The sequence below is a fragment of the Scandinavium sp. M-37 genome (genome assembly GCF_043558715.1).
Lineage (GTDB): Bacteria > Pseudomonadota > Gammaproteobacteria > Enterobacterales > Enterobacteriaceae > Scandinavium > Scandinavium vulneris_A.
On record NZ_JBIGIN010000035.1, the window covers coordinates 18,688 to 42,777 of the forward strand.

Sequence of the window (24,090 nt, forward strand, 5' to 3'; positions counted from 1 at the left end):
GAGACATCATGGACTTCTTCCTGCTATTGACCCCGGATGGCATCCCTCTGGATAACGGCACGGTCGCTGTCGTTATCGCGATCATGTTTATGTATACCTTCGTGGGTATCTGCGCCGGTTTTGGCGGGGCGCTTACCACGATGCCGCTGATAACGCTGTTGTTGCCGCTCAAAATGGCGGCCCCGATGTCGGTCATTGTCGGCACAGCGACGGCGTTGTATGCCACCTGGCTTTCGCGGAAAGAAACCCAATGGAAATCGGCCCTGGTGCTGATTCTGTTTTCCTTCGCAGGCATCCCGGTAGGCATTTATGCGCTTTCCTATTTGCCCGATCACATCATGAAAGTTGGCCTCGGCGCGTTTCTCATTCTCTACTCCTTTTACAGCCTGTTTATTCCCCGCCTGCCGGTTTATGACAAAAACTGGATAGCCATACCGATCGGGGCGATCGCCGGGGCCTTAGGCTCGGCGTTTTCCACCAACGGTCCACCGGTAGTGATTTACGGCATGCTGCGCAATCTGGCTCCGGCCGCATTTCGTGGCACCCTGAATGCGTTTTTCACCGCCAATAACCTCGCCATTATCGGCGGACTCACCACCAGCGGCATTCTGACTATTTCGACCCTCAAACTGGTGCTGTTCTGCGTTCCCACCATGATCCTCGGCTCGCTGGTGGGTCAGTACGTGCATAAACGCATTTCCGTGAACGTCTTCCGACTGATGGTCTTTTTGCTGCTGATTGCCTCCGGGGCGATGCTGATCAAAGGCGCAATGGGCATCTCTGCACTGAGTGCGCTGCTGCCGCCATTCGCTCTGCTACTGGCGCTGCACCTCCTCTTTGGCAAAAAAGTCGCGGCGATTCGCGCCATCAATCAGGCTTAATGGAGAAAAGACTATGCGTCAGACAGCGACCGAAAATGTCAGCGACCCGGCCCGTTTACGTTTACCGTTCCGTGAAAAACTCGCTTATGGGATGGGCGATTTGGGCTCAAACATCCTGCTGGATATTGGCACGCTCTATCTGCTGAAGTTCTACACCGACGTGCTGGGTCTGCCCGGAACCTACGGCGGCATCATCTTTCTGGTGGCAAAGTTTTTTACCGCGTTTACCGATATGGGCACCGGCATCATGCTCGATTCGCGCAAAAAGATTGGCCCAGCGGGAAAATTCCGCCCGTTCGTGATTTATGCGGCGTTTCCGGTGACGCTGCTGGCGATTGCCAACTTTGTCGGTACACCGTTTGAGATGACGGGCAAAACGGTCATGGCCACGGGGCTGTTTATGCTGTACGGCCTGTTCTTTAGCATGATGAACTGTTCCTATGGCGCGATGGTGCCTGCTATCACCAAAAACCCTGACGAACGCGCTTCGCTGGCGGCCTGGCGTCAGGGCGGGGCCACTCTCGGCCTGCTGCTGTGCACCGTGGGCTTTGTGCCGGTCATGAACCTGATTGAAGACAATACCCAACTGAGTTATCTGTTTGCTGCCACGCTGTTTTCGCTGGTCGGTCTGTTCTTTATGTGGTGCTGCTACGTCGGCGTTAAAGAGCGTTACGTCGCTTCCCCATCGGCAACTCCGGCTCAAAAACCTGGCTTACTGCAGTCCTTTCGCGCGATTGCGGGCAACCGGCCACTGTTTATCCTTTGCATCGCCAACCTGTGCACCCTCGGTGCCTTTAACATCAAGCTCGCGATTCAGGTTTATTACACCCAGTACGTGCTGAACGATCCCATTCTTCTCTCCTGGATGGGCTTTTTCAGCATGGGCTGCATTTTCATCGGCGTGTTCCTGATGCCCGGTGCCGTTCGCCGTTTTGGAAAGAAAAAGGTCTACATCGGCGGGCTATTGACCTGGGTAGCAGGCGATCTGCTCAACTACTTCTTTGGCGGAGGTTCGGTCAGTTTTGTTGCCTTCTCGTGTCTGGCCTTTTTCGGCTCGGCGTTTGTAAACAGCCTGAACTGGGCTCTGGTTTCCGACACCGTGGAATACGGCGAGTGGCGTACCGGTGTGCGATCGGAAGGGACGGTTTATACCGGCTTTACGTTCTTTCGTAAGGTTTCACAGGCGTTAGCGGGATTCTTCCCGGGCTGGATGCTGACGCAAATTGGTTACGTGCCAAACGTAGTGCAGTCCACCAGCACGGTAGAAGGTCTGCGTGAGCTGATTTTCATCTGGCCCTGCGTGTTGGCCGTGATTACGATTCTGGCGATGAGTTGCTTCTACAACCTCAACGAGAAGATGTATGTCCGCATCGTGGCAGAGATTGAGGCGCGTCGTCTTGAGGGCACAACATGAGCCGCCATGATCCGTTAACCCTGAAGCTAAGCCTGCGTGAGAAATGCGCCTACGGCATGGGCGATTTGGGGTCAAATCTGATGCTGAGTATCGGTACGTTATATCTGCTGAAGTTCTACACCGACCAATTGGGGATGCCCGCTTTTTACGGTGGCATTATCTTTCTGGTCGCGAAGTTTTTTACCGCCTTCACCGATATGCTGACCGGGGTTCTGCTGGATTCGCGACGCCATTTTGGCCCGAAAGGAAAATTCAGACCCTTTATTCTCTATGCCGCCGTCCCGGTGGCCCTTGCCGCCTCGGCGCAGTTTATCGCTAACGATTTCAGCCTGACGATGAAAACGGCGATCGCCATCCTGCTGTTTATGCTGTTCGGCTTATTCTACAGCCTGATGAATTGTTCCTATGGCGCGATGGTTCCGGCGATCACAAAAAATCCGCATGAACGGGCACATCTGGCGGCGTGGCGTCAGGGGGGAGCCACCCTCGGACTTTTGTTGTGTACGGTTGGGTTTATGCCTGTTCAGGCGATGTTCCACGCCAACCCATCGACGGGGTATCTGGTGGCAGCACTGCTTTTTGTTACCGCCGGGCTGTTATGCATGGGATGGTGCTATCGCGGCGTCAAGGAACGCTATGTCGAGGCCACGCCCGATCATCACAAACCCAGCATAATGAAATCGTTCTGCGCCATCTTCCGTAACCCGCCGCTGCTGGTGCTGTGTATCGCCAATCTCTGTACCCTGGCGGCATTCAACATCAAGCTCGCCATTCAGGTCTATTACACTCAGTACGTGCTCAATGACGTTCATTTGCTGTCGTGGATGGGATTTTTCAGCATGGGCTGCATTCTGCTGGGCGTACTGCTGGTGCCTGCCGCCGTAAAACGATTCGGTAAGAAACAGGTTTATCTCGGCGGCCTGATGCTGTGGGCGGTGGGCGACATACTGAACTATTTCTGCGGTAATTCCTCTCTACTGTTTGTGTCCTTCTCGTGTATGGCGTTTTTTGGCACCGCATTTGTGAACAGTCTTAACTGGGCGCTGGTCCCTGATACCGTCGATTACGGTGAATGGAAAACGGGCATTCGGGCGGAAGGCTCTGTCTATACCGGTTATACCTTCTCCCGCAAGATATCGGCTGCGCTCGCCGGTTTCCTGCCAGGTATTATGCTCACTCAAATTGGCTATGTTCCCAATGCCGTACAAAGTGCCGACGCGTTGCTCGGACTGCGCCAGTTGATTTTCCTCTGGCCCTGCGGGCTGGCTATCCTGGCCGCAATCACGATGGGTTTCTTTTACCAACTTAACGAAGCACGATTTACGGCAATCATTGCAGAGATAGCACAACGGAAAAATCTGAGGAGTCTGGCACAAGAAAGCGGCGGAGTTTAACTTCTCCGCCTTTTCCAGATAGAGGGGCAAGTACATTGAATCATTAAAATAAACTCAAAAAATAACACCTAAGAAAACCATATAATTAATTAAACTTAATAATACATTAATCTTGTTTATTAACTTGCCGTGCGGATTATCCTTAAAAATCTTTATTTAGCTATAACATTGGATTAGTATCTCCACGATTAATTCGTGGTTTTTTATATATCATTCACATCACGAATTTAAATCCTTCATACATAACTAATGGAAATATTATTATGCGGATTAATAAACTAACCCAAGCCTTATTTGGCATGGGTGCCCTTTGTGTTGCTGGGCAAGCCTTCGCATTAGAAGCATGGAACGGCCAGGAAGGCAGCGAACAATTCAACGTTATTTTCAATAATAGCGTCTACCAGAATGCATGGTGGGTTGGTGCAGATCAGTGCCCAGGTAATGCACAGCAGGATCAGGCCACCAACCCATGGCGTTTAAGCCGCGGAGCGACGGCACAAGAAATCTCGCAATACGGCAACCCGACTAATTGTGAAATTGCTGGCGGTAACGATTCGGTTAACCTGTCTGAATTCAGCCAGGATCAGTCTTATTCCAAAGACGAAAAAGTGCAGTACAACGGTGCAACATATAAAACAAATGAATTAGTTTCTGCCCATTCATATATTCCAGGTAAAGAAAACCCGTGGAAAATCTGGCAGGCGACGCCAGAATGGGAAAATGGAAAAGTCTATAACGCTGGCGATATTGTTACCCGCAACGGTCAGTCTTATGAAGCGCTGTTTTATACCAATGCCAACGATCCGGCATTAGCTGAAAACCAAAACCCAACCAAAAATAACGGCAAACCGTGGTATCCGTTAGGCGCCTCAAGCACGGTGACTCAGGCACAAGCAAACGCCGCTCCGGCGCTGAACCTGAATACGCTTTACGATGCAGGGGCATTGATGACCTGGAACGGCACGCCGTATATTGCACAGTGGCAGGTCAAAGACGTGACGCCAGAAGGCGTGTCGCCATGGCGTGCCTATGTGGAATGGGGCAATACCAAAGAGCGCGTAGGCACCCCGAAATCCGCGTGGCCTAAACAGTTTTACGCCCCGTACGTTGATTTCACCCTCAACAGCATCCCGGATCTCGCCTCTGTTGCTCAAAGCAATAACGTAACCCACTACACGCTGGCCTTCGTCGTTTCAAAAGACGCTGACACCTGTATGCCAACCTGGGGTACCGCTTACAGCATGGGCGATTACGCTCAGTACAGCAAAATCAAAGCGCTGCGTGAAGCAGGCGGCGATGTGATGGTGTCTATTGGCGGGGCGAACAATAGCCCGCTGGCGGCAAGCTGTAAAAATGTGGCCGATCTCCAGCAGCACTATTACGACATCGTCGATAACCTGAATCTCAAAGTCCTGGATTTTGATATTGAAGGTACCTGGGTTGCCGACCACGAGTCTATCGGACGTCGTAACCAGGCCGTTAAAGCCGTACAGGATCAGTGGAAGAAAGAAGGCCGTCAGGTGGCAATTTGGTACACCCTGCCGATTCTGCCGACCGGTCTGACCCCTGAAGGCATCTATGTGTTGCAAGACGCGAAGGCCAAAGGCGTTGAGCTGGATGGCGTGAACGTAATGACGATGGATTACGGCAATATCCAGTGCCAGTCTGACGGTACAGAAGGTCAGAATATCCACGGTAAATGCGCCACCGATGCGGTGGATAACCTCTTTAAACAGGTTAAAGCTATCTGGCCTGAGAAGAGCGACAACGCCGTATATGCCATGCTCGGCACCACGCCGATGATTGGCTATAACGACGTGCAGGGCGAAGTGTTCTATATGTCTGACGCTCACCACGTTTATCAGCATGCCAAAGATCACGGTATTGGCATGATTGGTGCCTGGTCCATGATGCGGGATCGTCCGGGTATCGAGAAACAGGTTTCGCCAGAACATAGCGGTATGACCGAGCAGCAGGCACCGCTGTATGCCTACAGCAATGTGTTTGCACCGTTTACCCAAAACTCAGCGAACCCGAACCAGAATCATCCACCAGTGGCGTATGCCGGTATCAGCCAGCAGATTGATAAAGCGGGCGTGGTTACCCTGGATGCCTCCGGTTCTTCCGATCAGGACGGGGATAGCCTGACCTGGCAGTGGGAACAACTCAGCGGCCCAGCGGTAAAACTGTCGAACGCCAATGCGGCAAAAGCCACCTTTACCGTTGCCTCACCTCTGGTACAGGCGAGCTACAGCTTCCGCGTGACGGTTAATGACGGCAAACAGTCTTCCCATGCAGACACCACCGTCACGGTGACCGATCCGAATCAGCCTGTTAAACCGGCTCTGTCAGTAGCGACAATGCAGCAGGTCAACGCGGGCAGTCAGGTGACGATTGTGGCCACCGCGACCGACCCGGACAGCACCGCTCAGCAGTTGAAGTGGCACTGGACGTTACCGGCAGGCGTTGGCCAGGTCAGCGGTCAGGATACCAATACGCTGACCATTATCGAACCGGCGGATGCGAAAGAAGCCAGCTATGCGCTGCAGGTGAAAGTCACCGATCAGAGCGGTCTGAGCGCGAATGGTGAGGTGACGTTGCAGGTTCACGCCGCGGCGCAGCCTGATCCGACCCCAGCGCCAGCCGGAGATTATGACTATGTGTACCCTGATGGTCTTGCCAGCTACACCGACGGAACCAAAGTCCTGGCCGCGGATGGCAGCATTTATCAGTGTAAACCGTTCCCGTACTCAGGATGGTGTGCAGGTGCAGCCTGGGCATACGCGCCAGCAACCGGTAGCAACTGGCAGGACGCATGGGATAAACGCTAAGCGTTGATGACCTGACGTAAGCCATAAAAAAAGCCGCTGAAATTCAGCGGCTTTTTTACATGCAGAAGACGTTAATTACGCTTCTTTTGGCCCACGGCCAGCACGTTTACGGTCGTTCTCGGTCAGGTGACGTTTACGGATACGGACAGAAGTCGGAGTAACTTCTACCAGTTCGTCGTCATCGATGAACTCAAGAGCCTGTTCCAGCGTCATTTTGATCGGTGGAACCAGAACCGTTGCTTCGTCTGTACCAGACGCACGCATGTTGGTCAGTTTCTTACCGGTCAGGCAGTTCACAGTCAGGTCGTTAGAACGGCTGTGAATACCGATGATCTGGCCTTCGTAAACTTCTGCACCGTGACCCAGGAACAGCTTACCACGGTCCTGCAGGCTGAACAGAGCAAACGCAACCGCTTTACCCTGACCGTTGGAGATCAGTACGCCGTTGTTACGCTGGCCGATTTCGCCTGGCTTAACGTCGTCGTAGTGGCTGAAGGTGGAGTAAAGCAGACCGGTACCGGACGTCATGGTCATGAACTCGGTACGGAAGCCGATCAGGCCACGTGCCGGGATCAGGTAATCCAGACGAATACGGCCTTTGCCGTCAGGGATCATGTCTTTGACATCGCCCTTACGCTCGCCCATAGCCTGCATGACCGCACCCTGGTGCTGTTCTTCGATATCCAGAGTTACGTTCTCGAACGGCTCTTGCATACGACCATCGATCATACGGTTGATAACTTTCGGACGGGACACAGCCAGTTCGAAGCCTTCACGACGCATGTTTTCGATAAGAACGGACAGGTGCAGTTCACCACGACCGGAAACACGGAACGCATCCGCATCTTCAGTTTCTTCAACGCGCAGTGCCACGTTGTGCACCAGCTCTTTGTTCAGGCGGTCGAGGATCTGACGTGAAGTCACGTACTTACCTTCTTTACCACAGAACGGAGAGGTGTTGACGTTGAAGAACATGGTAACGGTTGGTTCATCAACGGACAGCGCTGGCAGCGCTTCAACCGCCTGCACATCGCAGAGGGTGTCGGAGATGTTCAGCTCGCCCAGACCGGTGATAGCGATGATATCGCCCGCTTCCGCTTCGGTGGATTCAATACGCTCCAGGCCGAGGTGGGTCAGGACTTTACCGACTTTACCGTTACGGGTTTTACCTTCGCTGTCGATGATGGTGATTTGCTGGTTAGGCTTCACTTTACCGCGCTTGATGCGACCAATACCGATGACACCAACGTAGTTGTTGTAATCGAGCTGGGAGATTTGCATCTGGAACGGACCATCAAGGTCAACGCTTGGTGCTTTAACGTGGTCAACAATCGCCTGGTACAGCGGAGTCATGTCTTCCGCCATATCGGTGTGATCGTTACCGGCAATCCCCATCAGTGCAGATGCATAGATGATTGGGAAGTCGAGCTGCTCGTCAGAAGCATCGAGGTTAACGAACAGGTCAAAGACCTGATCCACAACCCAGTCAGGACGCGCGCCAGGACGGTCAACTTTGTTGATAACCACGATCGGACGTAAACCATGGGCAAATGCCTTCTTGGTTACGAAGCGCGTCTGCGGCATTGGGCCATCCATTGCGTCAACGACCAGCAGCACGGAGTCTACCATGGACATTACACGTTCAACTTCACCACCGAAGTCGGCGTGGCCTGGGGTATCAACGATGTTGATACGGTAGTCATTCCATTTGATAGCGGTGTTTTTAGCGAGGATGGTAATCCCACGCTCTTTCTCCAAGTCATTGGAGTCCATCACGCGTTCGGTGGCTTCAGCACGTTCGTTACTGAAAGTACCAGATTGCTGCAGCAGCTTATCGACCAGGGTAGTTTTACCATGGTCAACGTGCGCGATGATGGCGATGTTACGCAGATTTTCGATCACAACTTTGCCTCAGGCATTAGAAATAGCGCGTTATTGTACACGGATTAATCGCACTACAAAACAGGATCACAAACATCCTCTGCAAACAAGTATCGCAGAGTTGGCCTGTGATCGCTTTCACGAAGAGTAAAAAGGGCCTAATTACACAAATTGCACCAAAACAGTGCCCGTATTTCACACATGAGCACTATTTTGGTGCAAGATATCCATCATGGTGCAGCCCTTTTGCACTATGGTGCGCATCATAACGCCTTTTGGGGGGCATTTAAAAGTTGGCACAGATTTCGCTTTATCTTTTTCAAGGCAACAACGCCACATAACGTAGTGCCAAGAATAGTTCGTTACCACGACGACAATGACAAATCCGGGAGAGTTTAAGTATGTCCGCTGAACACGTTTTGACGATGCTGAACGAGCATGAAGTGAAGTTTGTTGATCTGCGCTTCACCGATACTAAAGGTAAAGAACAGCACGTCACTATCCCTGCTCACCAGGTGAATGCTGACTTCTTCGAAGAAGGCAAAATGTTTGATGGCTCCTCGATTGGTGGCTGGAAAGGCATTAACGAATCCGACATGGTTCTGATGCCAGACCCAACCACTGCTGTCATTGACCCGTTCTTCGAAGAATCTACCCTGATTATTCGTTGCGATATTCTCGAGCCAGGCACCATGCAGGGCTACGACCGTGACCCGCGTTCTATCGCGAAGCGCGCTGAAGAATACCTGCGCTCCACTGGCATCGCCGACACCGTCCTGTTCGGACCAGAGCCAGAATTCTTCCTGTTCGACGATGTGCGCTTCGGTAGCTCCATCTCCGGCTCACACGTTGCTATCGACGACATCGAAGGCGCATGGAACACCGCAACCAAATACGAAGGCGGTAACAAAGGTCACCGTCCAGCAGTGAAAGGCGGTTACTTCCCGGTTCCACCGGTAGATTCTTCACAGGATCTGCGTTCTACCATGTGTCTGGTGATGGAAGAGATGGGCCTGGTAGTTGAAGCTCACCACCACGAAGTGGCGACTGCGGGTCAGAACGAAGTGGCTACCCGCTTCAACACCATGACCAAAAAAGCGGACGAAATTCAGATCTACAAATACGTTGTGCACAACGTGGCGCACCGTTTCGGTAAAACCGCGACCTTCATGCCAAAACCAATGTTCGGTGATAACGGTTCCGGTATGCACTGCCACATGTCTCTGGTGAAGAACGGGACTAACACCTTCTCTGGCGACAAATACGCAGGTCTGTCCGAGCAGGCACTGTATTACATCGGCGGTGTCATCAAACACGCTAAAGCCATCAACGCCCTGGCGAACCCAACCACCAACTCCTACAAGCGTCTGGTCCCGGGTTATGAAGCACCGGTTATGCTGGCTTACTCTGCCCGTAACCGTTCTGCATCTATCCGTATTCCAGTGGTTGCGTCCCCGAAAGCACGTCGTATCGAAGTGCGCTTCCCGGACCCAGCGGCTAACCCATACCTGTGCTTCGCAGCACTGCTGATGGCTGGCCTGGACGGTATTAAGAACAAGATCCACCCAGGCGAAGCAATGGACAAAAACCTGTATGACCTGCCGCCGGAAGAAGCGAAAGAGATCCCACAGGTTGCGGGTTCTCTGGAAGAAGCACTGAACTGCCTGAACGAAGACCGCGAGTTCCTGACAGCGGGCGGCGTGTTCACTGACGAAGCTATCGATGCATACATCGCGCTGCGCATTGAAGAAAACGACCGCGTTCGCATGACTCCGCATCCGGTTGAATTCGAGCTGTACTACAGCGTTTAAGAAAAATAATACTCAGCGGATTTCTTGCCGCAGCAAGGCGGCAACTGAGCGAATCCCAGGAGCATAGATAACTATGTGACTGGGGTGAGCAAAGGCAGCCAACACAGCTGCGGTAAGAAAGACGTAGAGGATTTTGTTGCCGTGGAACTTTTGGCCCATCTTCGGATGGGCTTTTTTCTCCACCAACTAACTGATTTCAGACGCTTAGCGACCAAAAACCGCTATAATGCACTAAATTGGTGCACACTTTTTCAGGAGACTGCTGGATGGCAACAGGCGTGCTGCCCGATGCTGGGCAGATCCTCAATTCTTTAATCAACAGTATCTTACTGGTCGATGACGAGCTGGCGGTGCATTACGCCAACCCGGCAGCGCAGCAGCTGCTCGCCCAGAGTTCGCGTAAATTATTCGGTACACCGCTGCCGGAACTGTTGAGTTATTTTTCCCTGAACATCGGCCTGATGCATGAAAGCCTGCAGGCGGGTCAGGGCTTCACTGACAACGAAGTGACGCTGGTGATTGATGGTCGCTCGCATATTCTTTCCTTAACCGCCCAGCGGCTGCCTGATGGCCTGATTCTGCTGGAGATGGCACCGATGGATAACCAGCGTCGACTCAGCCAGGAGCAGTTGCAACACGCCCAGCAGGTGGCGGCACGAGACCTGGTGCGCGGCCTGGCGCATGAAATCAAAAACCCGCTCGGTGGCCTGCGCGGCGCGGCACAGCTCTTGAGCAAAGCGCTGCCCGACCCGTCGCTGACGGAGTACACCAAAGTCATCATTGAGCAGGCCGATCGTCTGCGCAACCTGGTGGACCGTTTACTCGGCCCACAGCAACCGGGTATGCACGTCACAGAAAGTATTCATAAAGTGGCGGAGCGGGTGGTGAAACTGGTGTCGATGGAGCTGCCGGACAACGTACGTCTGACACGCGATTACGATCCAAGCCTGCCAGAATTGCCGCACGATCCCGACCAGATAGAGCAGGTTTTATTAAATGTCGTGCGTAATGCGCTCCAGGCGTTAGGCCCGGAAGGCGGCGAAATCGTGCTACGGACCCGCACCGCATTCCAGCTGACGTTACACGGTGTGCGTTACCGTCTGGCGGCTCGCATTGATGTGGAAGACAACGGGCCGGGTATTCCCTCGCATCTGCAGGATACGTTGTTCTATCCGATGGTGAGTGGACGCGAAGGCGGCACCGGACTGGGCTTGTCCATCGCCCGCAATCTGATCGATCAACACTCCGGTAAAATTGAGTTCACCAGTTGGCCGGGCCATACCGAATTCTCGGTTTATCTGCCCATTCGGAAATAGAGGTGCATTTTATGCAACGCGGGATAGCCTGGATCGTTGATGACGATAGTTCCATCCGTTGGGTGCTTGAACGTGCGCTCACGGGCGCAGGATTGACCTGTACCACCTTTGAAAGCGGTAGCGAAGTGCTTGATGCGCTGGCCAGCAAAACGCCTGACGTGCTGCTGTCTGATATCCGTATGCCGGGCATGGATGGACTGGCACTGCTGAAACAAATTAAACAACGCCATCCGATGCTGCCGGTCATCATAATGACGGCCCATTCCGATCTGGATGCTGCCGTCAGCGCGTATCAACAGGGCGCTTTCGACTATCTGCCTAAGCCGTTTGATATTGATGAAGCGGTAGCGCTGGTCGAGCGCGCCATCAGCCATTATCAGGAACAGCAACAGCCGCGTAACGCGCCGGTTTTTGGCCCGACGACGGATATTATCGGCGAAGCCCCGGCGATGCAGGACGTATTCCGCATCATTGGTCGTCTGTCGCGTTCATCAATAAGCGTGCTGATCAACGGGGAATCCGGGACCGGTAAAGAGCTGGTCGCCCATGCGCTGCATCGTCACAGCCCACGCGCCAAAGCGCCGTTTATTGCGCTGAATATGGCCGCTATTCCTAAAGACCTGATTGAATCCGAACTGTTTGGCCATGAAAAAGGCGCATTCACCGGGGCGAATACCATTCGTCAGGGGCGCTTTGAGCAGGCCGACGGCGGGACGCTGTTCCTTGATGAAATCGGCGATATGCCGTTGGATGTGCAAACACGTTTGCTGCGCGTGCTGGCCGATGGACAGTTTTATCGCGTGGGCGGCTATGCGCCAGTGAAAGTGGACGTCCGAATCATTGCGGCGACCCACCAGAACCTTGAACTGCGTGTGCAGGAAGGTAAATTCCGTGAGGATTTATTCCACCGCCTGAACGTGATCCGCGTCCATCTGCCGCCGCTGCGCGAACGCCGGGAAGATATTCCCCGCCTGGCGCGTCATTTCTTGCAGGTTGCCGCCCGTGAACTTGGAGTGGAAGCCAAGCTGCTTCATGCCGAAACCGAAGCGGCGTTAACGCGCCTCGCGTGGCCAGGCAACGTGCGCCAGCTGGAAAATACCTGCCGCTGGCTGACGGTGATGGCTGCCGGTCAGGAAGTGCTGATTCAGGATTTACCGCCTGAACTGTTTGAAAGCACCGTTCCGGAAAGTACGTCGCATTCCCTGCCGGACAGCTGGGCAACGCTGCTGGCGCAGTGGGCTGACCGGGCGTTGCGTTGCGGTCATCAAAACCTGCTGTCGGAAGCCCAGCCTGAGATGGAGCGCACGCTGCTGACCACCGCGCTGCGTCACACGCAGGGGCACAAACAGGAAGCCGCCCGCCTGCTGGGATGGGGACGAAACACCCTCACCCGCAAGCTGAAAGAGTTAGGAATGGAGTAAGCACAGGTTTAACCCGGCGGCACAGGTCGCCGGGACGGATGATTTAAATCACGCGAGAGAACTGCTGCATCCGCGCTTTCTGGCGCAGATAGGTATCAAAGCACATGCAGATATTGCGGATCAGCAAACGTCCTTTTGGCGTCACCTGAATGCCCTGTGCCGTCACGTCCACCAGCCCGTCTTTCGCCAATGGGGCCAGCAGTTTTAAATCCTCTGCAAAGTAATCTTCAAAATCCAACGCCCACTGTTTTTCTACCACCGTGAAGTCGAGACGGAAATTACAGATCAGCGACTTGATCACATCGCGGCGAATACAGTCATCAGTGGTCAACGCAATTCCCCGCCACAGCGCGTTGCCGCTTTCATCCACCTGCTGATAGTAGCGTTTGAGCTCTTTCTGGTTCTGCGCATAGCAGTCGCCAATCATGCTGATAGCAGACACGCCGAGACCCAGCAGGTCACTGTCGCCCTGTGTGGTGTAGCCCTGGAAATTACGGTGCAGCACGCCTTCACGCTGAGCGATAGCCAGTTCGTCATCAGGACGGGCAAAGTGATCCATGCCGATAAACTGATAGCCAGCGTCGGTCAACGAGGCGATGGTTTCCTGCAAAATATCGAGTTTTTGCTGGGCTGACGGCAAGTCTTCATCTTTGATTTTGCGCTGGGCCGCGAACAGGTTCGGCATATGCGCGTAGTTAAACACGCTCAGACGGTCTGGGTTGAGTTCAGCCACCCGCTTGAGGGTGAAGGCAAAGCTTTCCGGGGTTTGCTTCGGCAGGCCATAGATGAGGTCGATATTGGTCGAGGAGAAGCCAATCTCACGGGCATGATGAAGCAATGCAAAGATAAACGCTTCGTCCTGCTCGCGGTTCACCAGACGCTGGACTTCTTTGTTGAAGTCCTGCACGCCCATACTCAGACGGTTAAAGCCCTCGCCCCGTAAATGATCTAGCACATCCAGCTCAATTTCGCGTGGGTCAACTTCGATAGAGATCTCAGCATCCGTACGGAAATCAAAATTTCCACGCAGCAGCTGCATCAGACGACTGATTTGGGCTTTATTCAGATAGGTTGGCGTTCCGCCGCCCCAGTGCAGCTGGCTCACCTGCCGACCGGCAAACAGCGGCGCACGGTGCAAAATTTCCTGTTCCAGCGCATCGAGATACTGATCGGCTTTGTGCTGCTGGCGAGTCACAATCTTATTGCAGCCGCAGAAATAGCAGAGCTTATGGCAAAACGGAATGTGGACATACAGCGACAGCGGGCGCTCAGGATAACGGGCAACCGCGTTGAGAAAATCGGGTTCGCCGAACGCGTCAGAAAACTCCAGCGCGGTGGGGTATGAGGTATAACGTGGCCCGGAATAGTTGTACTTCTGGATCAGGGCCAAATCCCAGTCGATTAACTGCTCAGACATGCTTACTCCTTCCGGTGGTATCGCGAACGACGACGGCGTGCCGGCGGGCCCAATGGTCGGGAACCCAGCCGGTTGCGCAGCCAATGTTGACGCCGCGACAACCGTCGTAGTTTAACGAATAACCACCCCAGATAACACATAACCAGAAGGGTTATAAGCAGGACGGGCAGTCCGAGGGGGTGCAAACGTTAGTTTCCGCCCTTCAGCAGACGCATCATGTCTTCTTTGCCTTCGTCTTCTTCTTCGTCTTCATCGTCGTCGTAAGAAAGACCCAGTTGCTGCATCAGCGCATCAATACGATCGAGCTGCGCATCAACCCAGGTTTGTTCTTCGGCGTTCAGGCTTCCGCCCTCTTCCAGACGTTCCAGCAGCGCATCCAGGCGCTCATCATTCTCCAGTAGATCCAGCTCGGCCTGCGGTGAAAGCATAGGTTTCTCGCTCTTCGGTTTTTGCTGCCTGGTTACCGGACGCTCTACCGCGCCCAGAGGAATGGGGGTTTTGCTGCCAATACGGGGATCTTTCTGCTGGCCCTGTTTTTTGCCACCAGCGCCTGCCTCACCGCCAGTCGCGCGGCTACCTGCTGCGTGACCCCGGTGCTTTTTGTCGCGTTTACGGTCACGCGCTTCCTGATTCAGCTCTTCACGCGTCTTACGACGGGCTTTGCCAGGGGCTTTAGTGCGCGGTGCGGATGTTGGTTTTTTCATGATGATGGGTGTCTTTACGTTGTTTACTTCAGTATAGAATTGAGCCGGAATCTAGCAGAAAGCAGACAAAGAAAAAAGGCGACAGAGTAATCTGTCGCCTTTTTTCCTGACTCATAACCCATTACAGGTCTCACATTCCCTGTTTGCCACCAACACACCCTGTTTTTCCTTTGGCGAAGAACACTCCGTGTCTTGGTCCTTGTCCCTTTAAAACGTCTCCGGACGTTTGCCTCCTGGCAATTCCTTCGTCTTCGCCTCCTGGCGTTCCTGACCCTCGTCCTGAGTTCTTTTCCTTTCGGCATCCTCGCCTGATGAGAAGTACTTTACCGTGTTCTGCAGAGCGTACAAGCCACCCTCAGGCACAATAATGGACTTTCAGAATAATACTGAAAGCTAACTTTTTGATTTATTTATAATGTCATAAAAAGTGACCTGCAACTTTTCCTAAATATCGCATAGGGAGAAGGGCAAATCTCCTACATACTGTAGGGATAACACTGACAGCAGCAACGCGCGACAAACGCCGCCTTTTGCCATTGTTCAGGTATACTCCCCGCCATAGCCCGATTTTATGGAGATGCACCTTTGACTACCCTGAACTATCAACAGACGCATTTTATTCTTAGTGCGCCAGATATTCGCCACTTACCGTCCGATACCGGAATTGAAGTGGCGTTTGCCGGTCGCTCCAATGCAGGTAAATCGAGCGCACTAAACACCCTGACCAACCAGAAAGGCTTGGCGCGTACCTCAAAAACCCCGGGCCGTACGCAGCTCATCAACCTGTTTGAAGTGGTTGAAGGTAAGCGCGTAGTCGATTTACCCGGCTACGGCTATGCCGAAGTACCGGAAGAGATGAAGCTGAAATGGCAGCGTGCGCTGGGCGAATACCTGGAAAAGCGCCTCTGCCTGAAAGGCCTGGTCGTCCTGATGGATATTCGCCATCCGCTGAAAGACCTTGATAAGCAGATGATCGAATGGGCCGTGGACAGCAATATCGAAATATTAGTGCTGCTGACGAAAGCAGACAAGCTGGCGAGCGGCGCACGTAAAGCGCAGCTGAATACGGTGCGAGAAGCCGTGCAGGCGTTTAATGGCGATATTCAGGTCGAAGCGTTTTCTTCACTGAAGAAAATCGGTGTGGATAAACTGCGACAGAAGCTCGATATCTGGTACAGCGAAATCGCCCCGCAGGAAGAAGAAAGCGAAGCGGAATAACCCTTCAGGCGCGGTGCTCTCCGCGCTTTTTTATTTTCTTTCACGCAATAAAAAACGCCCCAGTCATTACTGACTGGGGCGGCTAAAATATTCAGCCAAATCCGATTACGTGAAGTAAAAGGTCTGAAAGATAGAACATCTTACCTCTGTACCCTACGCGAATAACTTTACTCTTTTTTGCTGGGGCCAGAAAGCACTTTTTGTAGTTTTTTTTCACTCTTTACATAGCGAATTCCGATGATCATCACAAAACGCTATAAGTTATGTTGCTTACTTACAAAAAGCCCCACTGTCATTTCTGAACTCAAAACGGGTCCAGGCGGCGAATATTTCGCCACCTGACAGTCACTTAGTGCGCCAGATCCCAGTTCACGCCGCTACCCACTTCCACCAGCAGCGGGACGTCGAGCGTAGTACTGTTTTCCATTAATTCGTGGACTTTCTTCGTGACCGCGTCGAGGTCGTCTTTATGCACTTCGAACACCAGTTCATCGTGCACCTGCATGATCATTCGCACCCGCGGCTGCTCTTTCTGCAACCAGGCATCGACCGCAATCATGGCACGCTTGATGATGTCCGCAGCTGTACCCTGCATTGGGGCGTTAATCGCTGCGCGCTCGGCACCGGCGCGACGTGCCGCATTGCTGGATTTGATGTCCGGCAGATACAGACGACGGCCTTCCAGGGTTTCAACATACCCCTGCTCTTTTGCCTGTTCGCGGGTACGCTCCATGTATTCACGCACGCCCGGATAGCGCTCAAAGTACAGATCCATGTATTTCTGCGACTCTTTCCGCGGAATGTTCAGCTGACGGGAAAGCCCGAATGCGCTCATGCCGTAAATCAGACCGAAGTTAATCGCTTTCGCGCTGCGGCGCTGTTCGTTGCTGACGCTATCCAACGGCAGGCCAAACACTTCCGCAGCGGTAGCACGGTGAATATCTTTGCCTTCCGCGAAGGCTGACAACAGACCTTTATCGCGTGAAAGGTGCGCCATAATACGCAACTCAATTTGCGAGTAGTCCGCAGAGACAATCAGATAATCTTCTGGCGCGATAAACGCCTGACGAATACGACGCCCTTCTTCGTTACGCACCGGAATGTTTTGCAGGTTCGGGTCTGTGGACGATAAGCGTCCTGTGGCCGCAACGGCTTGATGATACGAGGTGTGTACCCGGCCCGTTTTCGGGTTAATCATCAGCGGCAGCTTGTCGGTATAGGTCGATTTCAGCTTCGCCAGGCCGCGATACTCAAGGATGACTTTAGGCAGCGGGTAATCCAGCGCCAGCTCTTCCAGCACTTCTTCCGACGTCGACGGGGCGCCACCAGGGGTTTTCTTCAACGGCTTAATGCCCTGCTTTTCAAACAGGATAGTCTGCAACTGTTTCGGGGAAGAGAGATTAAAGGCTTCACCAGCAATTTCATGCGCTTTTTGCTCAAGCTCAACCAGACGCGTGGCCAGTTCGGCGGAATGGTTGTGCAGCACGTCAGGATCGATGTTAACCCCGTTACGTTCCACACGAGAAAGTACCGGCACTAGCGGCATTTCGATAGTCTGGAAGACATTCAGCGGACCCGAGTGCTTCTGCAATTTTGGCCACATCTTCAGATGTAGCTGCAGGGTGACGTCCGCATCTTCTGCAGCATAGCGTCCCGCTTCTTCCAGCGCAATCTGATTAAAGGTCAGCTGGTTTTTGCCTTTACCGGCAATCTCTTCGAAGGTGATGGTTTTATGTTTGAGCCAGCGGTCGGACAGGCTGTCCATATCATGGCGCCCGGCCACGCTGTCGAGCGTGTAAGATTCCAGCATGGTGTCGAAAGCGATACCGCGCAATTCAATCCCGTAATTCGCCAGGATGCCACGATCGTATTTAAGGTTCTGCCCGACTTTGAGGCACTTTTCATCTTCCAGCAGCGGTTTTAAAAGCTCCAGAACGCGCTCACGAGAGAGCTGTTCCGGCGCATCCATGTAATCATGGGCGACAGGCACATACGCGGCTTCACCCGGCTCTGCAGCGAATGACAGGCCTACCATATTGGCAGAGATGTTATCGAGGCTGTCGGTTTCGGTATCAAAGGCAAAAACAGGGGCGCTCTTCAGTTTCTCAATCCATTGTAAGAGCGTCGCTTCATCAAAAATAGTGACATAGTTGTCAGAGGAAAGCGCCACGGCAGGCTCTTCCGCTTCTTCTTCAACAGCCGCTGAAGCCGCTGCCGTTGGTTTCGCCGCCGGTTTTCCACCTTTTGCCTGTAACCAGGTCCCGGCTTCAACGTCGGTTATCCAGCGCTTGAATTCATACTGTTTGAACTGGCTCAGAAGCTCATCAGCTGAAGGTGGCTGTACTTCGAGCTGCTCACAGGTCAGCTCAAGTTCAACATCGGTTTTAATGGTCGCGAGCTTGTATGAGAGATACGCCATCTCTCTGTTCTGCTCGAGCTTCGCGGCCATGGTTTTTGCCCCACGGAACGTCAGCCCGGCGATTTTTTCCGGCTCGGCATACAAGGTATCCAGTCCACCCAATCCTTGCAGCAGCGCCTGTGCCGTTTTTTCACCCACGCCAGGCACGCCCGGAATGTTATCGGAGGAGTCGCCCATCAGCGCCAGGAAATCGATAATCAGCTCCGGCGGCACACCGTACTTAGTGACTACTTCTTCCGGGCCGAGCACGGTATTGGTCATGGTGTTGATAAGCGTGATGTTTGGCGTCACCAGCTGAGCCATGTCCTTATCACCGGTGCTGATCAACACTGGACGGCCCGCTTTTTCCGCCTCGCGCGCCAGGGTGCCGATCACGTCATCGGCCTCAACGCCGGATACCGCCAGCAGTGGCAGGCCCATCGATTTCACCATCGCGTGCAGCGGTTCAATCTGCGCACGGAGATCGTCAGGCATCGGCGGGCGGTGAGATTTGTAATGTTCAAACAGTTCATCACGGAAAGTCTTGCCCTTGGCATCAAAGACTACCGCCGCATGAGTTGGTTGATACTGCATGATCAGGCTGCGCAGCATGTTCAGCACGCCGTACATGGCGCCCGTCGGCTCGCCCGCGCTGTTAGTCAGCGGGGGGAACGCATGATATGCGCGGTAGAGATAAGAGGAGCCATCAACCAGGATGAGGGGGTTTTCTTGGATCTGAACCATAATTTCCGTGCCTGTTTATCAGATTAGGGGTAAAGGATGCCACAGACAGAGGTAAAACTTGAGTTTTTCGCCGTTATTGCCGCAAAAGTTTTATAGATCCTCGGGATCGCTCGCAAACTCATTCTGTGGATAAGTTTGTGCATAAATTTATTCCGTCGAGTAAATCCTGCTTCCCTCTGATTAAATGTAACAATATTAATTATATTTTTCATTGAGTTAGTTAAGATCCACGTCGTTAAATACATCATTGGTGACTATTTGTACCGTGTGGATATAACTTATCGTTATTTTTCTGTCCTGGTAGTCCCGATGTTTAGGTGTGATTTCTGGTAACATCAGTCCCTTGCGCCTGCGTAAGCTGCACTTTATACAATTAACTATCTGAATAAATTAATTATGTCGAGATTACTCGCTGCGGTAACGCTTGTGCTGAGTGTCGCCCTGACCGTTGTCGTGACCATTGCTTTTGCCGTGCCGATCATTTTTGCCGGACTCATCAAGCTCCTTCTGCCAATTCCCGTGGTGTGGCGTTCCATTTCGGCATTCTGCAACTTTATGATGTATTGCTGGTGCTCCGGCCTGGCGCTCCTCCTGCACCTGAACCCGTGGCTGAAATGGGATGTTGAGGGTCTGGAAGGCCTTAATAAAAAAAATTGGTATCTGCTTATTTGTAATCATCGCAGTTGGGCGGATATCGTGGTGCTATGTGTTCTGTTCCGCAAACACATTCCGATGAATAAATACTTTCTCAAACAGCAGCTGGCATGGGTCCCGTTTATCGGACTGGCCTGTTGGGCGCTGGATATGCCTTTTATGCGTCGTTACTCGAGAAGCTATTTGCTTCGTCACCCGGAGCGCCGCGGGAAAGATGTCGACACGACCCGCCGCTCTTGTGAGAAATTCCGTAACCATCCGACCACCATTGTGAATTTTGTCGAAGGTTCTCGCTTTACAGATGAGAAACATCAGCAAACCCGTTCGCCTTATCAGCATTTACTCCCGCCGAAAGCAGCCGGTATCGCGATGGCCTTAAACGTGCTTGGTAGTCAGTTCGATAAGTTAATGAACGTTACGCTTTGCTACCCTGAAAACGATCGGACGCCCTTTGTCGATATGCTGAGCGGCAAATTAACCCGCATTGTCGTTCGTGTCGACCTGGTGCCTATTGCCGATGAGCTGCACGGCGACTACGTGAATGATAAGAACTTTAAGCGTGGTTTTCAGCAATGGCTAAATGCGTTATGGGCCGAAAAAGATACCCGGATCGAAGAGATTAAAGCGGGGGCGGGTGTTAAATCAGGTTATTGAATCCTGCGAGCCATAAAATAGTAACGCCGGTCAAAGACCGGCGTTTTTTTATTTCTTCTCAACCAGCTGCTTCACCGTGTCGGCATATTGCTGTACGAACACGTCCATGTTGCTGGTATCCATACCCTGTGGATTCACCTGGTATTTGCCGTTCACGTACATCGCCGGAACGCCCTGCAGCTGCATGTCAGCGGCCGCTTTCTCCTGCTGAGCAACCAGGGATTTCACCACGAAGCTGTTCCAGGCAGCATCGTAATCTTCGCCTTTAACACCCGCATTAACGAAGACCTGACGAATATCAGCCACAGTCTGCACGGTCTGGGTTTTTTGTACTGCTTCAAACATTGGAGCCGTGATTTTATCTTCTACGCCCAGAGCCTGCGCGACCGCCCACGCCTGAGTCAGCTCTTTACCCAATGGGCCGAGGAACTCAACGTGATACTTGGTCATTTTGGTGCCTTCTGGCAGCTTTTTCTTCACGGTATCAGACACGTGAAGCACTTCTTCAAACTGATAGCAGTGTGGGCAATAGAATGAGAAGAACTCCAGAACCTGTGGCTCGCCAGCAACGGGCTTTTCAAGCGTCGTGTACTGCTTTCCATCAGTGATTTGCGCAGCGGAAGCGCTGAATGCCAGAACCATTCCTGCCAGCGCCAGAAAAATCTTTTTCATTGTTAACTCTCTCCTGAAAATGTCGGTTAATACATTGGCGTTAATTGTAATGGAGGTTCCTGAAGAACTCGGACTTGTTCCAGGAACATTTGGGTTTGCCTGCGCCAGTTATCTTCCTCTGTAAGCCAGGGAAAATTAACCGGAAAAGCAGGATCGCCCCAGCGGCGGATTATCCACGCCAGGTAATAAACCATACGCATAGCGCGTAAAGGTTCAATGAAGGAAAGCTCAGCCGTATCGAATGAACTGAACTCTTCATAGGCTTCAAGGACGATATCGAGCTGCATAAGACGTTCAGCACGATCGCCGTGCAACAGCATCCACAAATCCTGTACCGCAGGGCCATTACGGGCGTCATCAAGGTCGACGAACAAAGGCCCATCACGCCAGAGAATGTTGCCTGCATGGCAATCGCCGTGAAGTCTCAATGAGGTAAAACGGGTGTGCCATTGCTGCATGACTGCGTCGATCAGTTTGTCTGTTGCAGCCAGGAAATCAGCCTTTAAGGATGAAGGGATCAGCGGAGTGGCGTCGAATATCTGACGGGGTTCCAGTAAATATTCCTGAATCCCAATATCAGGCCGGGCACTAAAGCGCTTCTTACGGCCAGTCTGATGCAGGCGACCGAGGTATCGGCCGACCCATTCAATCTGATCCAGATTATCCGGTTCGAACTGACGCCCGCCCACGCTTGGGAAGACAGCAAAAGAGAATCCCTGCTGGCTAAGCAGCGTTTCGCCATCGAATGCGATAGGTGCGGCGACAGGAACATCGTCGGCTTGCAACTCAAGCGCAAACTGGTGTTCTTCACGAATTTGCTCCGCCGACCAACGCTGTGGACGATAGAATTTGACGACGAAACGACGCCGGTCTTCATCCTGAAATTGCCAGACGCGGTTCTCATAACTATTGAGCGCGGTCAGCCCCGAATCCACCCGGATACCCTGATCGAAAAGAGCATCTACGATGGTATCCGGGTGAAGAGTCTGGAAAGTAAAAGCCTTATCGTTCATCCGATTATTTGATCATCCGGAAATTACTGCGAATAATTCAGGATATCATTTCACAGGCTTTTCGGTTGCGCCGCTTACAAGCTTTTACTCTTTAATTACGCCACGAGCACGGAGCAGCGCGGTTTTAAAATCTTCTTCATAATCTTTCTTAATACCTGGGATCACCGCATCTTTCTCAGAATCGCGCATTTTCAGGTGGTAAATCAGAATATCATCGGAAAGATCCGTCAGCTCTCCGTCAAAACCTGACTCTTTCGCCAGTTTCTGCAAGAATTGCATCAAATTCAGCTCTGGCTCTTTTTGCCAGGCCGGCTGGAGGAGTTCAATCACCTCATTCAGACGTTTACATTTCATTCATTTGCTCCTTAGGCTTAACCGTCACACGTTAGCAGGGTCAAACCCACAATAAAAGAGGCGATATTCGTGAATCAGCATCATGGGATAACCGGCGTCGTACTGGCAGGCGGTAAGGCGAGTCGAATGGGGGGCGAAGATAAGGGCTTACAGCTGCTGAACGGCACCGCTCTATGGCAGCATGTCGCTCAGCGGCTCATCACACAAACCCAGTCGCTGGTGATTAGTGCTAATCGCTCGCTCGATGTATACCGAGCCAGTGGTTATCCTGTCATTCAGGATAAGCTTGCTGATTATCCTGGTCCGCTGGCAGGAGTGCTTTCGGTTATGCAGCAATCGCACGGTGAATGGTTTTTGTTTTCACCCTGCGATACTCCCTTTATTCCGCGCTTTCTTTCAGAACGCTTTTGGCAAATGAAAGCGAATGCACCTGCGGTGTGGGCCTATGACGGCGAGCGCGATCATCCCGCGATCTCGCTAATTCATCGCAGCGTTGTGTCATCGCTGGAGAATTATCTCCATGCCGGGGAGCGTCGGGTAATGGTGTTTCTACAGCAGGTGAAGGGGCATCGCGTCGACTTTAGCGACGTACAAGGCGCTTTTATTAACGTAAATACCCCAGACGATCTGCGCAATATGCAGGAGAAAGAATGATCCCTGTCCTGGCAATTTCCGCATGGAGTGGCACCGGAAAAACAACCTTATTGAAAGCACTCATCCCTGAGTTGTGCGCCCGAGGGTTACGCCCCGGTCTTATCAAGCACACCCACCATCGAATGGATGTTGATACACCCGGTAAAGACAGTTATGAGCTTCGCAAAGCCGGGGCTGCACAAACCATGGTGGCCAGCTCTCAGCGCTGGGCATTGATGACTGAAACACCCGATGAGGAAGAGCTCAACCTTGCCTATCTGGTCAGCCGGATGGATGCATCTACGCTCGATCTTGTGCTCGTCGAAGGGTTTAAGCATGAGTCTGTCGCTAAAATTCTGCTGTTCAGGCAAGGAACGGGGCATCCGCCTGAAGACCTGCTCATTGATGAACACGTCATTGCGGTGGCCAGCGATGCGCCTGTTGAGGCGTGTGTTCCTCTACTGGATATAAACAATACCACTCAAATAGCTGATTTTATTGAGTATTGGTGTGCAGATGAAATGAAGAAATAATACAGACCAGGCAATCATTGTATTGCCTGTTATCTGGTGACCGATCGTATAAACGTAAAAAAGCCTCATGCTTTCGCATGAGGCTCTGTTGCTTATTTGATGCCTGGCAGTTCCCTACTCTCGCATGGGGAGACCCCACACTACCAT

Annotated in this window: 18 protein-coding genes and 1 pseudogene; 11 read left to right on the plus strand and 8 right to left on the minus strand. The window is 52.5% G+C overall.

Annotated elements, in window-relative coordinates:
• Positions 1 to 8: 8 nt before the first annotated feature.
• From ACG0Z5_RS19840 to ACG0Z5_RS19855, 4 genes are all read left to right on the plus strand, one after another.
• The gene (locus tag ACG0Z5_RS19840) at positions 9 to 881 is read left to right on the plus strand and encodes a sulfite exporter TauE/SafE family protein (protein WP_394450457.1); all 873 of its coding nucleotides are present in this window, start codon (positions 9 to 11) and stop codon (positions 879 to 881) included.
• A 13-nt stretch (positions 882 to 894) separates the two neighbouring features.
• Positions 895 to 2,295 (plus strand): MFS transporter, encoded by a 1,401-nt coding sequence (locus ACG0Z5_RS19845; protein WP_394450459.1) that lies wholly within the window; start codon positions 895 to 897, stop codon positions 2,293 to 2,295.
• Positions 2,292 to 3,689, plus strand: coding sequence for an MFS transporter (locus ACG0Z5_RS19850; RefSeq protein ID WP_394450461.1), 1,398 nt, complete (start codon positions 2,292 to 2,294; stop codon positions 3,687 to 3,689). Before ACG0Z5_RS19845 ends, ACG0Z5_RS19850 begins: the two co-directional genes overlap by 4 nt.
• A 263-nt stretch (positions 3,690 to 3,952) precedes the next feature.
• Complete coding sequence (locus ACG0Z5_RS19855; protein WP_394450464.1) at positions 3,953 to 6,520, plus strand: PKD domain-containing protein; 2,568 nt, start codon at positions 3,953 to 3,955, stop codon at positions 6,518 to 6,520.
• Between the two features lie 75 nt (positions 6,521 to 6,595).
• Here ACG0Z5_RS19855 and typA read toward each other — a convergent pair whose 3' ends face one another.
• A complete protein-coding gene (typA, locus tag ACG0Z5_RS19860; protein ID WP_394450466.1) occupies positions 6,596 to 8,422 on the minus strand; it encodes a ribosome-dependent GTPase TypA in 1,827 nt (608 codons plus the stop codon).
• A 380-nt stretch (positions 8,423 to 8,802) separates the two neighbouring features.
• On the opposite strand from typA, the gene glnA reads away from it, so the two are divergent.
• The 3 genes from glnA to glnG all read left to right on the plus strand — a co-directional run bounded on the left by glnA (position 8,803) and on the right by glnG (position 12,949).
• Positions 8,803 to 10,212 (plus strand): glutamate--ammonia ligase, encoded by a 1,410-nt coding sequence (gene glnA, locus ACG0Z5_RS19865; protein WP_319629629.1) that lies wholly within the window; start codon positions 8,803 to 8,805, stop codon positions 10,210 to 10,212.
• A gap of 266 nt (positions 10,213 to 10,478) precedes the next feature.
• Positions 10,479 to 11,528: a nitrogen regulation protein NR(II) gene (glnL, locus tag ACG0Z5_RS19870; RefSeq protein WP_394450469.1), complete on the plus strand. Its 1,050-nt coding sequence runs from the start codon at positions 10,479 to 10,481 to the stop codon at positions 11,526 to 11,528.
• Positions 11,529 to 11,539: 11 nt separating this feature from the next.
• Positions 11,540 to 12,949: a nitrogen regulation protein NR(I) gene (gene glnG, locus ACG0Z5_RS19875; RefSeq protein ID WP_394450471.1), complete on the plus strand. Its 1,410-nt coding sequence runs from the start codon at positions 11,540 to 11,542 to the stop codon at positions 12,947 to 12,949.
• Between the two features lie 43 nt (positions 12,950 to 12,992).
• Here the strand turns inward: glnG and hemN are convergent, their stop codons facing one another.
• The 3 genes and pseudogenes from hemN to ACG0Z5_RS19890 form a co-directional block, all read right to left on the minus strand.
• A complete protein-coding gene (gene hemN / locus ACG0Z5_RS19880) occupies positions 12,993 to 14,366 on the minus strand; it encodes an oxygen-independent coproporphyrinogen III oxidase (protein WP_394450473.1) in 1,374 nt (457 codons plus the stop codon).
• Positions 14,367 to 14,554: 188 nt separating this feature from the next.
• A complete protein-coding gene (gene yihI, locus ACG0Z5_RS19885) occupies positions 14,555 to 15,070 on the minus strand; it encodes a Der GTPase-activating protein YihI (protein ID WP_394450475.1) in 516 nt (171 codons plus the stop codon).
• A gap of 111 nt (positions 15,071 to 15,181) precedes the next feature.
• A pseudogene (locus ACG0Z5_RS19890) lies at positions 15,182 to 15,409 on the minus strand (hypothetical protein).
• A 246-nt stretch (positions 15,410 to 15,655) separates the two neighbouring features.
• Between ACG0Z5_RS19890 and yihA the strand changes: the two are divergent.
• Positions 15,656 to 16,288, plus strand: a complete 633-nt coding sequence (yihA, locus tag ACG0Z5_RS19895) for a ribosome biogenesis GTP-binding protein YihA/YsxC (protein ID WP_394450477.1) — start codon at positions 15,656 to 15,658, stop codon at positions 16,286 to 16,288.
• Between the two features lie 349 nt (positions 16,289 to 16,637).
• Here yihA and polA read toward each other — a convergent pair whose 3' ends face one another.
• On the minus strand, positions 16,638 to 19,430 hold the full coding sequence (gene polA, locus ACG0Z5_RS19900) for a DNA polymerase I (protein ID WP_394450479.1): 2,793 nt from the start codon (positions 19,428 to 19,430) through the stop codon (positions 16,638 to 16,640).
• A gap of 396 nt (positions 19,431 to 19,826) precedes the next feature.
• On the opposite strand from polA, the gene ACG0Z5_RS19905 reads away from it, so the two are divergent.
• Complete coding sequence (locus ACG0Z5_RS19905) at positions 19,827 to 20,738, plus strand: acyltransferase (protein WP_394450482.1); 912 nt, start codon at positions 19,827 to 19,829, stop codon at positions 20,736 to 20,738.
• Between the two features lie 48 nt (positions 20,739 to 20,786).
• Here the strand turns inward: ACG0Z5_RS19905 and dsbA are convergent, their stop codons facing one another.
• From dsbA to ACG0Z5_RS19920, 3 genes are all read right to left on the minus strand, one after another.
• Positions 20,787 to 21,410 (minus strand): thiol:disulfide interchange protein DsbA, encoded by a 624-nt coding sequence (gene dsbA / locus ACG0Z5_RS19910; RefSeq protein WP_394450484.1) that lies wholly within the window; start codon positions 21,408 to 21,410, stop codon positions 20,787 to 20,789.
• Positions 21,411 to 21,436: 26 nt separating this feature from the next.
• Positions 21,437 to 22,423 carry a serine/threonine protein kinase gene (locus ACG0Z5_RS19915; RefSeq protein WP_394450486.1) on the minus strand — a complete coding sequence of 329 codons (987 nt, stop codon included), beginning with the start codon at positions 22,421 to 22,423 and terminating at the stop codon, positions 21,437 to 21,439.
• A gap of 84 nt (positions 22,424 to 22,507) precedes the next feature.
• On the minus strand, positions 22,508 to 22,777 hold the full coding sequence (locus tag ACG0Z5_RS19920) for a YihD family protein (protein WP_319629639.1): 270 nt from the start codon (positions 22,775 to 22,777) through the stop codon (positions 22,508 to 22,510).
• A gap of 69 nt (positions 22,778 to 22,846) precedes the next feature.
• Between ACG0Z5_RS19920 and mobA the strand changes: the two genes are divergently transcribed.
• Entirely contained in the window at positions 22,847 to 23,431 is a 585-nt protein-coding gene (gene mobA / locus ACG0Z5_RS19925; RefSeq protein ID WP_394450489.1) for a molybdenum cofactor guanylyltransferase MobA, read from the plus strand.
• Positions 23,428 to 23,943 carry a molybdopterin-guanine dinucleotide biosynthesis protein MobB gene (gene mobB, locus ACG0Z5_RS19930; RefSeq protein WP_394450492.1) on the plus strand — a complete coding sequence of 172 codons (516 nt, stop codon included), beginning with the start codon at positions 23,428 to 23,430 and terminating at the stop codon, positions 23,941 to 23,943. Before mobA ends, mobB begins: the two co-directional genes overlap by 4 nt.
• Positions 23,944 to 24,090 lie beyond the last annotated feature (147 nt).

Coding starts and splice junctions, on each gene's coding strand:
- glnA (WP_319629629.1), top strand. CDS start 8,803: ATGTCCGCTGAACACGTTTTGACGATGCTGAACGAGCATGAAGTGAAG.
- mobB (WP_394450492.1), top strand. CDS start 23,428: ATGATCCCTGTCCTGGCAATTTCCGCATGGAGTGGCACCGGAAAAACA.
- hemN (WP_394450473.1), bottom strand. CDS start 14,366: ATGTCTGAGCAGTTAATCGACTGGGATTTGGCCCTGATCCAGAAGTAC.
- ACG0Z5_RS19915 (WP_394450486.1), bottom strand. CDS start 22,423: ATGAACGATAAGGCTTTTACTTTCCAGACTCTTCACCCGGATACCATC.
- yihI (WP_394450475.1), bottom strand. CDS start 15,070: ATGAAAAAACCAACATCCGCACCGCGCACTAAAGCCCCTGGCAAAGCC.
- glnG (WP_394450471.1), top strand. CDS start 11,540: ATGCAACGCGGGATAGCCTGGATCGTTGATGACGATAGTTCCATCCGT.
- polA (WP_394450479.1), bottom strand. CDS start 19,430: ATGGTTCAGATCCAAGAAAACCCCCTCATCCTGGTTGATGGCTCCTCT.
- glnL (WP_394450469.1), top strand. CDS start 10,479: ATGGCAACAGGCGTGCTGCCCGATGCTGGGCAGATCCTCAATTCTTTA.
- ACG0Z5_RS19920 (WP_319629639.1), bottom strand. CDS start 22,777: ATGAAATGTAAACGTCTGAATGAGGTGATTGAACTCCTCCAGCCGGCC.
- dsbA (WP_394450484.1), bottom strand. CDS start 21,410: ATGAAAAAGATTTTTCTGGCGCTGGCAGGAATGGTTCTGGCATTCAGC.
- ACG0Z5_RS19840 (WP_394450457.1), top strand. CDS start 9: ATGGACTTCTTCCTGCTATTGACCCCGGATGGCATCCCTCTGGATAAC.
- ACG0Z5_RS19850 (WP_394450461.1), top strand. CDS start 2,292: ATGAGCCGCCATGATCCGTTAACCCTGAAGCTAAGCCTGCGTGAGAAA.
- ACG0Z5_RS19855 (WP_394450464.1), top strand. CDS start 3,953: ATGCGGATTAATAAACTAACCCAAGCCTTATTTGGCATGGGTGCCCTT.
- ACG0Z5_RS19905 (WP_394450482.1), top strand. CDS start 19,827: ATGTCGAGATTACTCGCTGCGGTAACGCTTGTGCTGAGTGTCGCCCTG.
- ACG0Z5_RS19845 (WP_394450459.1), top strand. CDS start 895: ATGCGTCAGACAGCGACCGAAAATGTCAGCGACCCGGCCCGTTTACGT.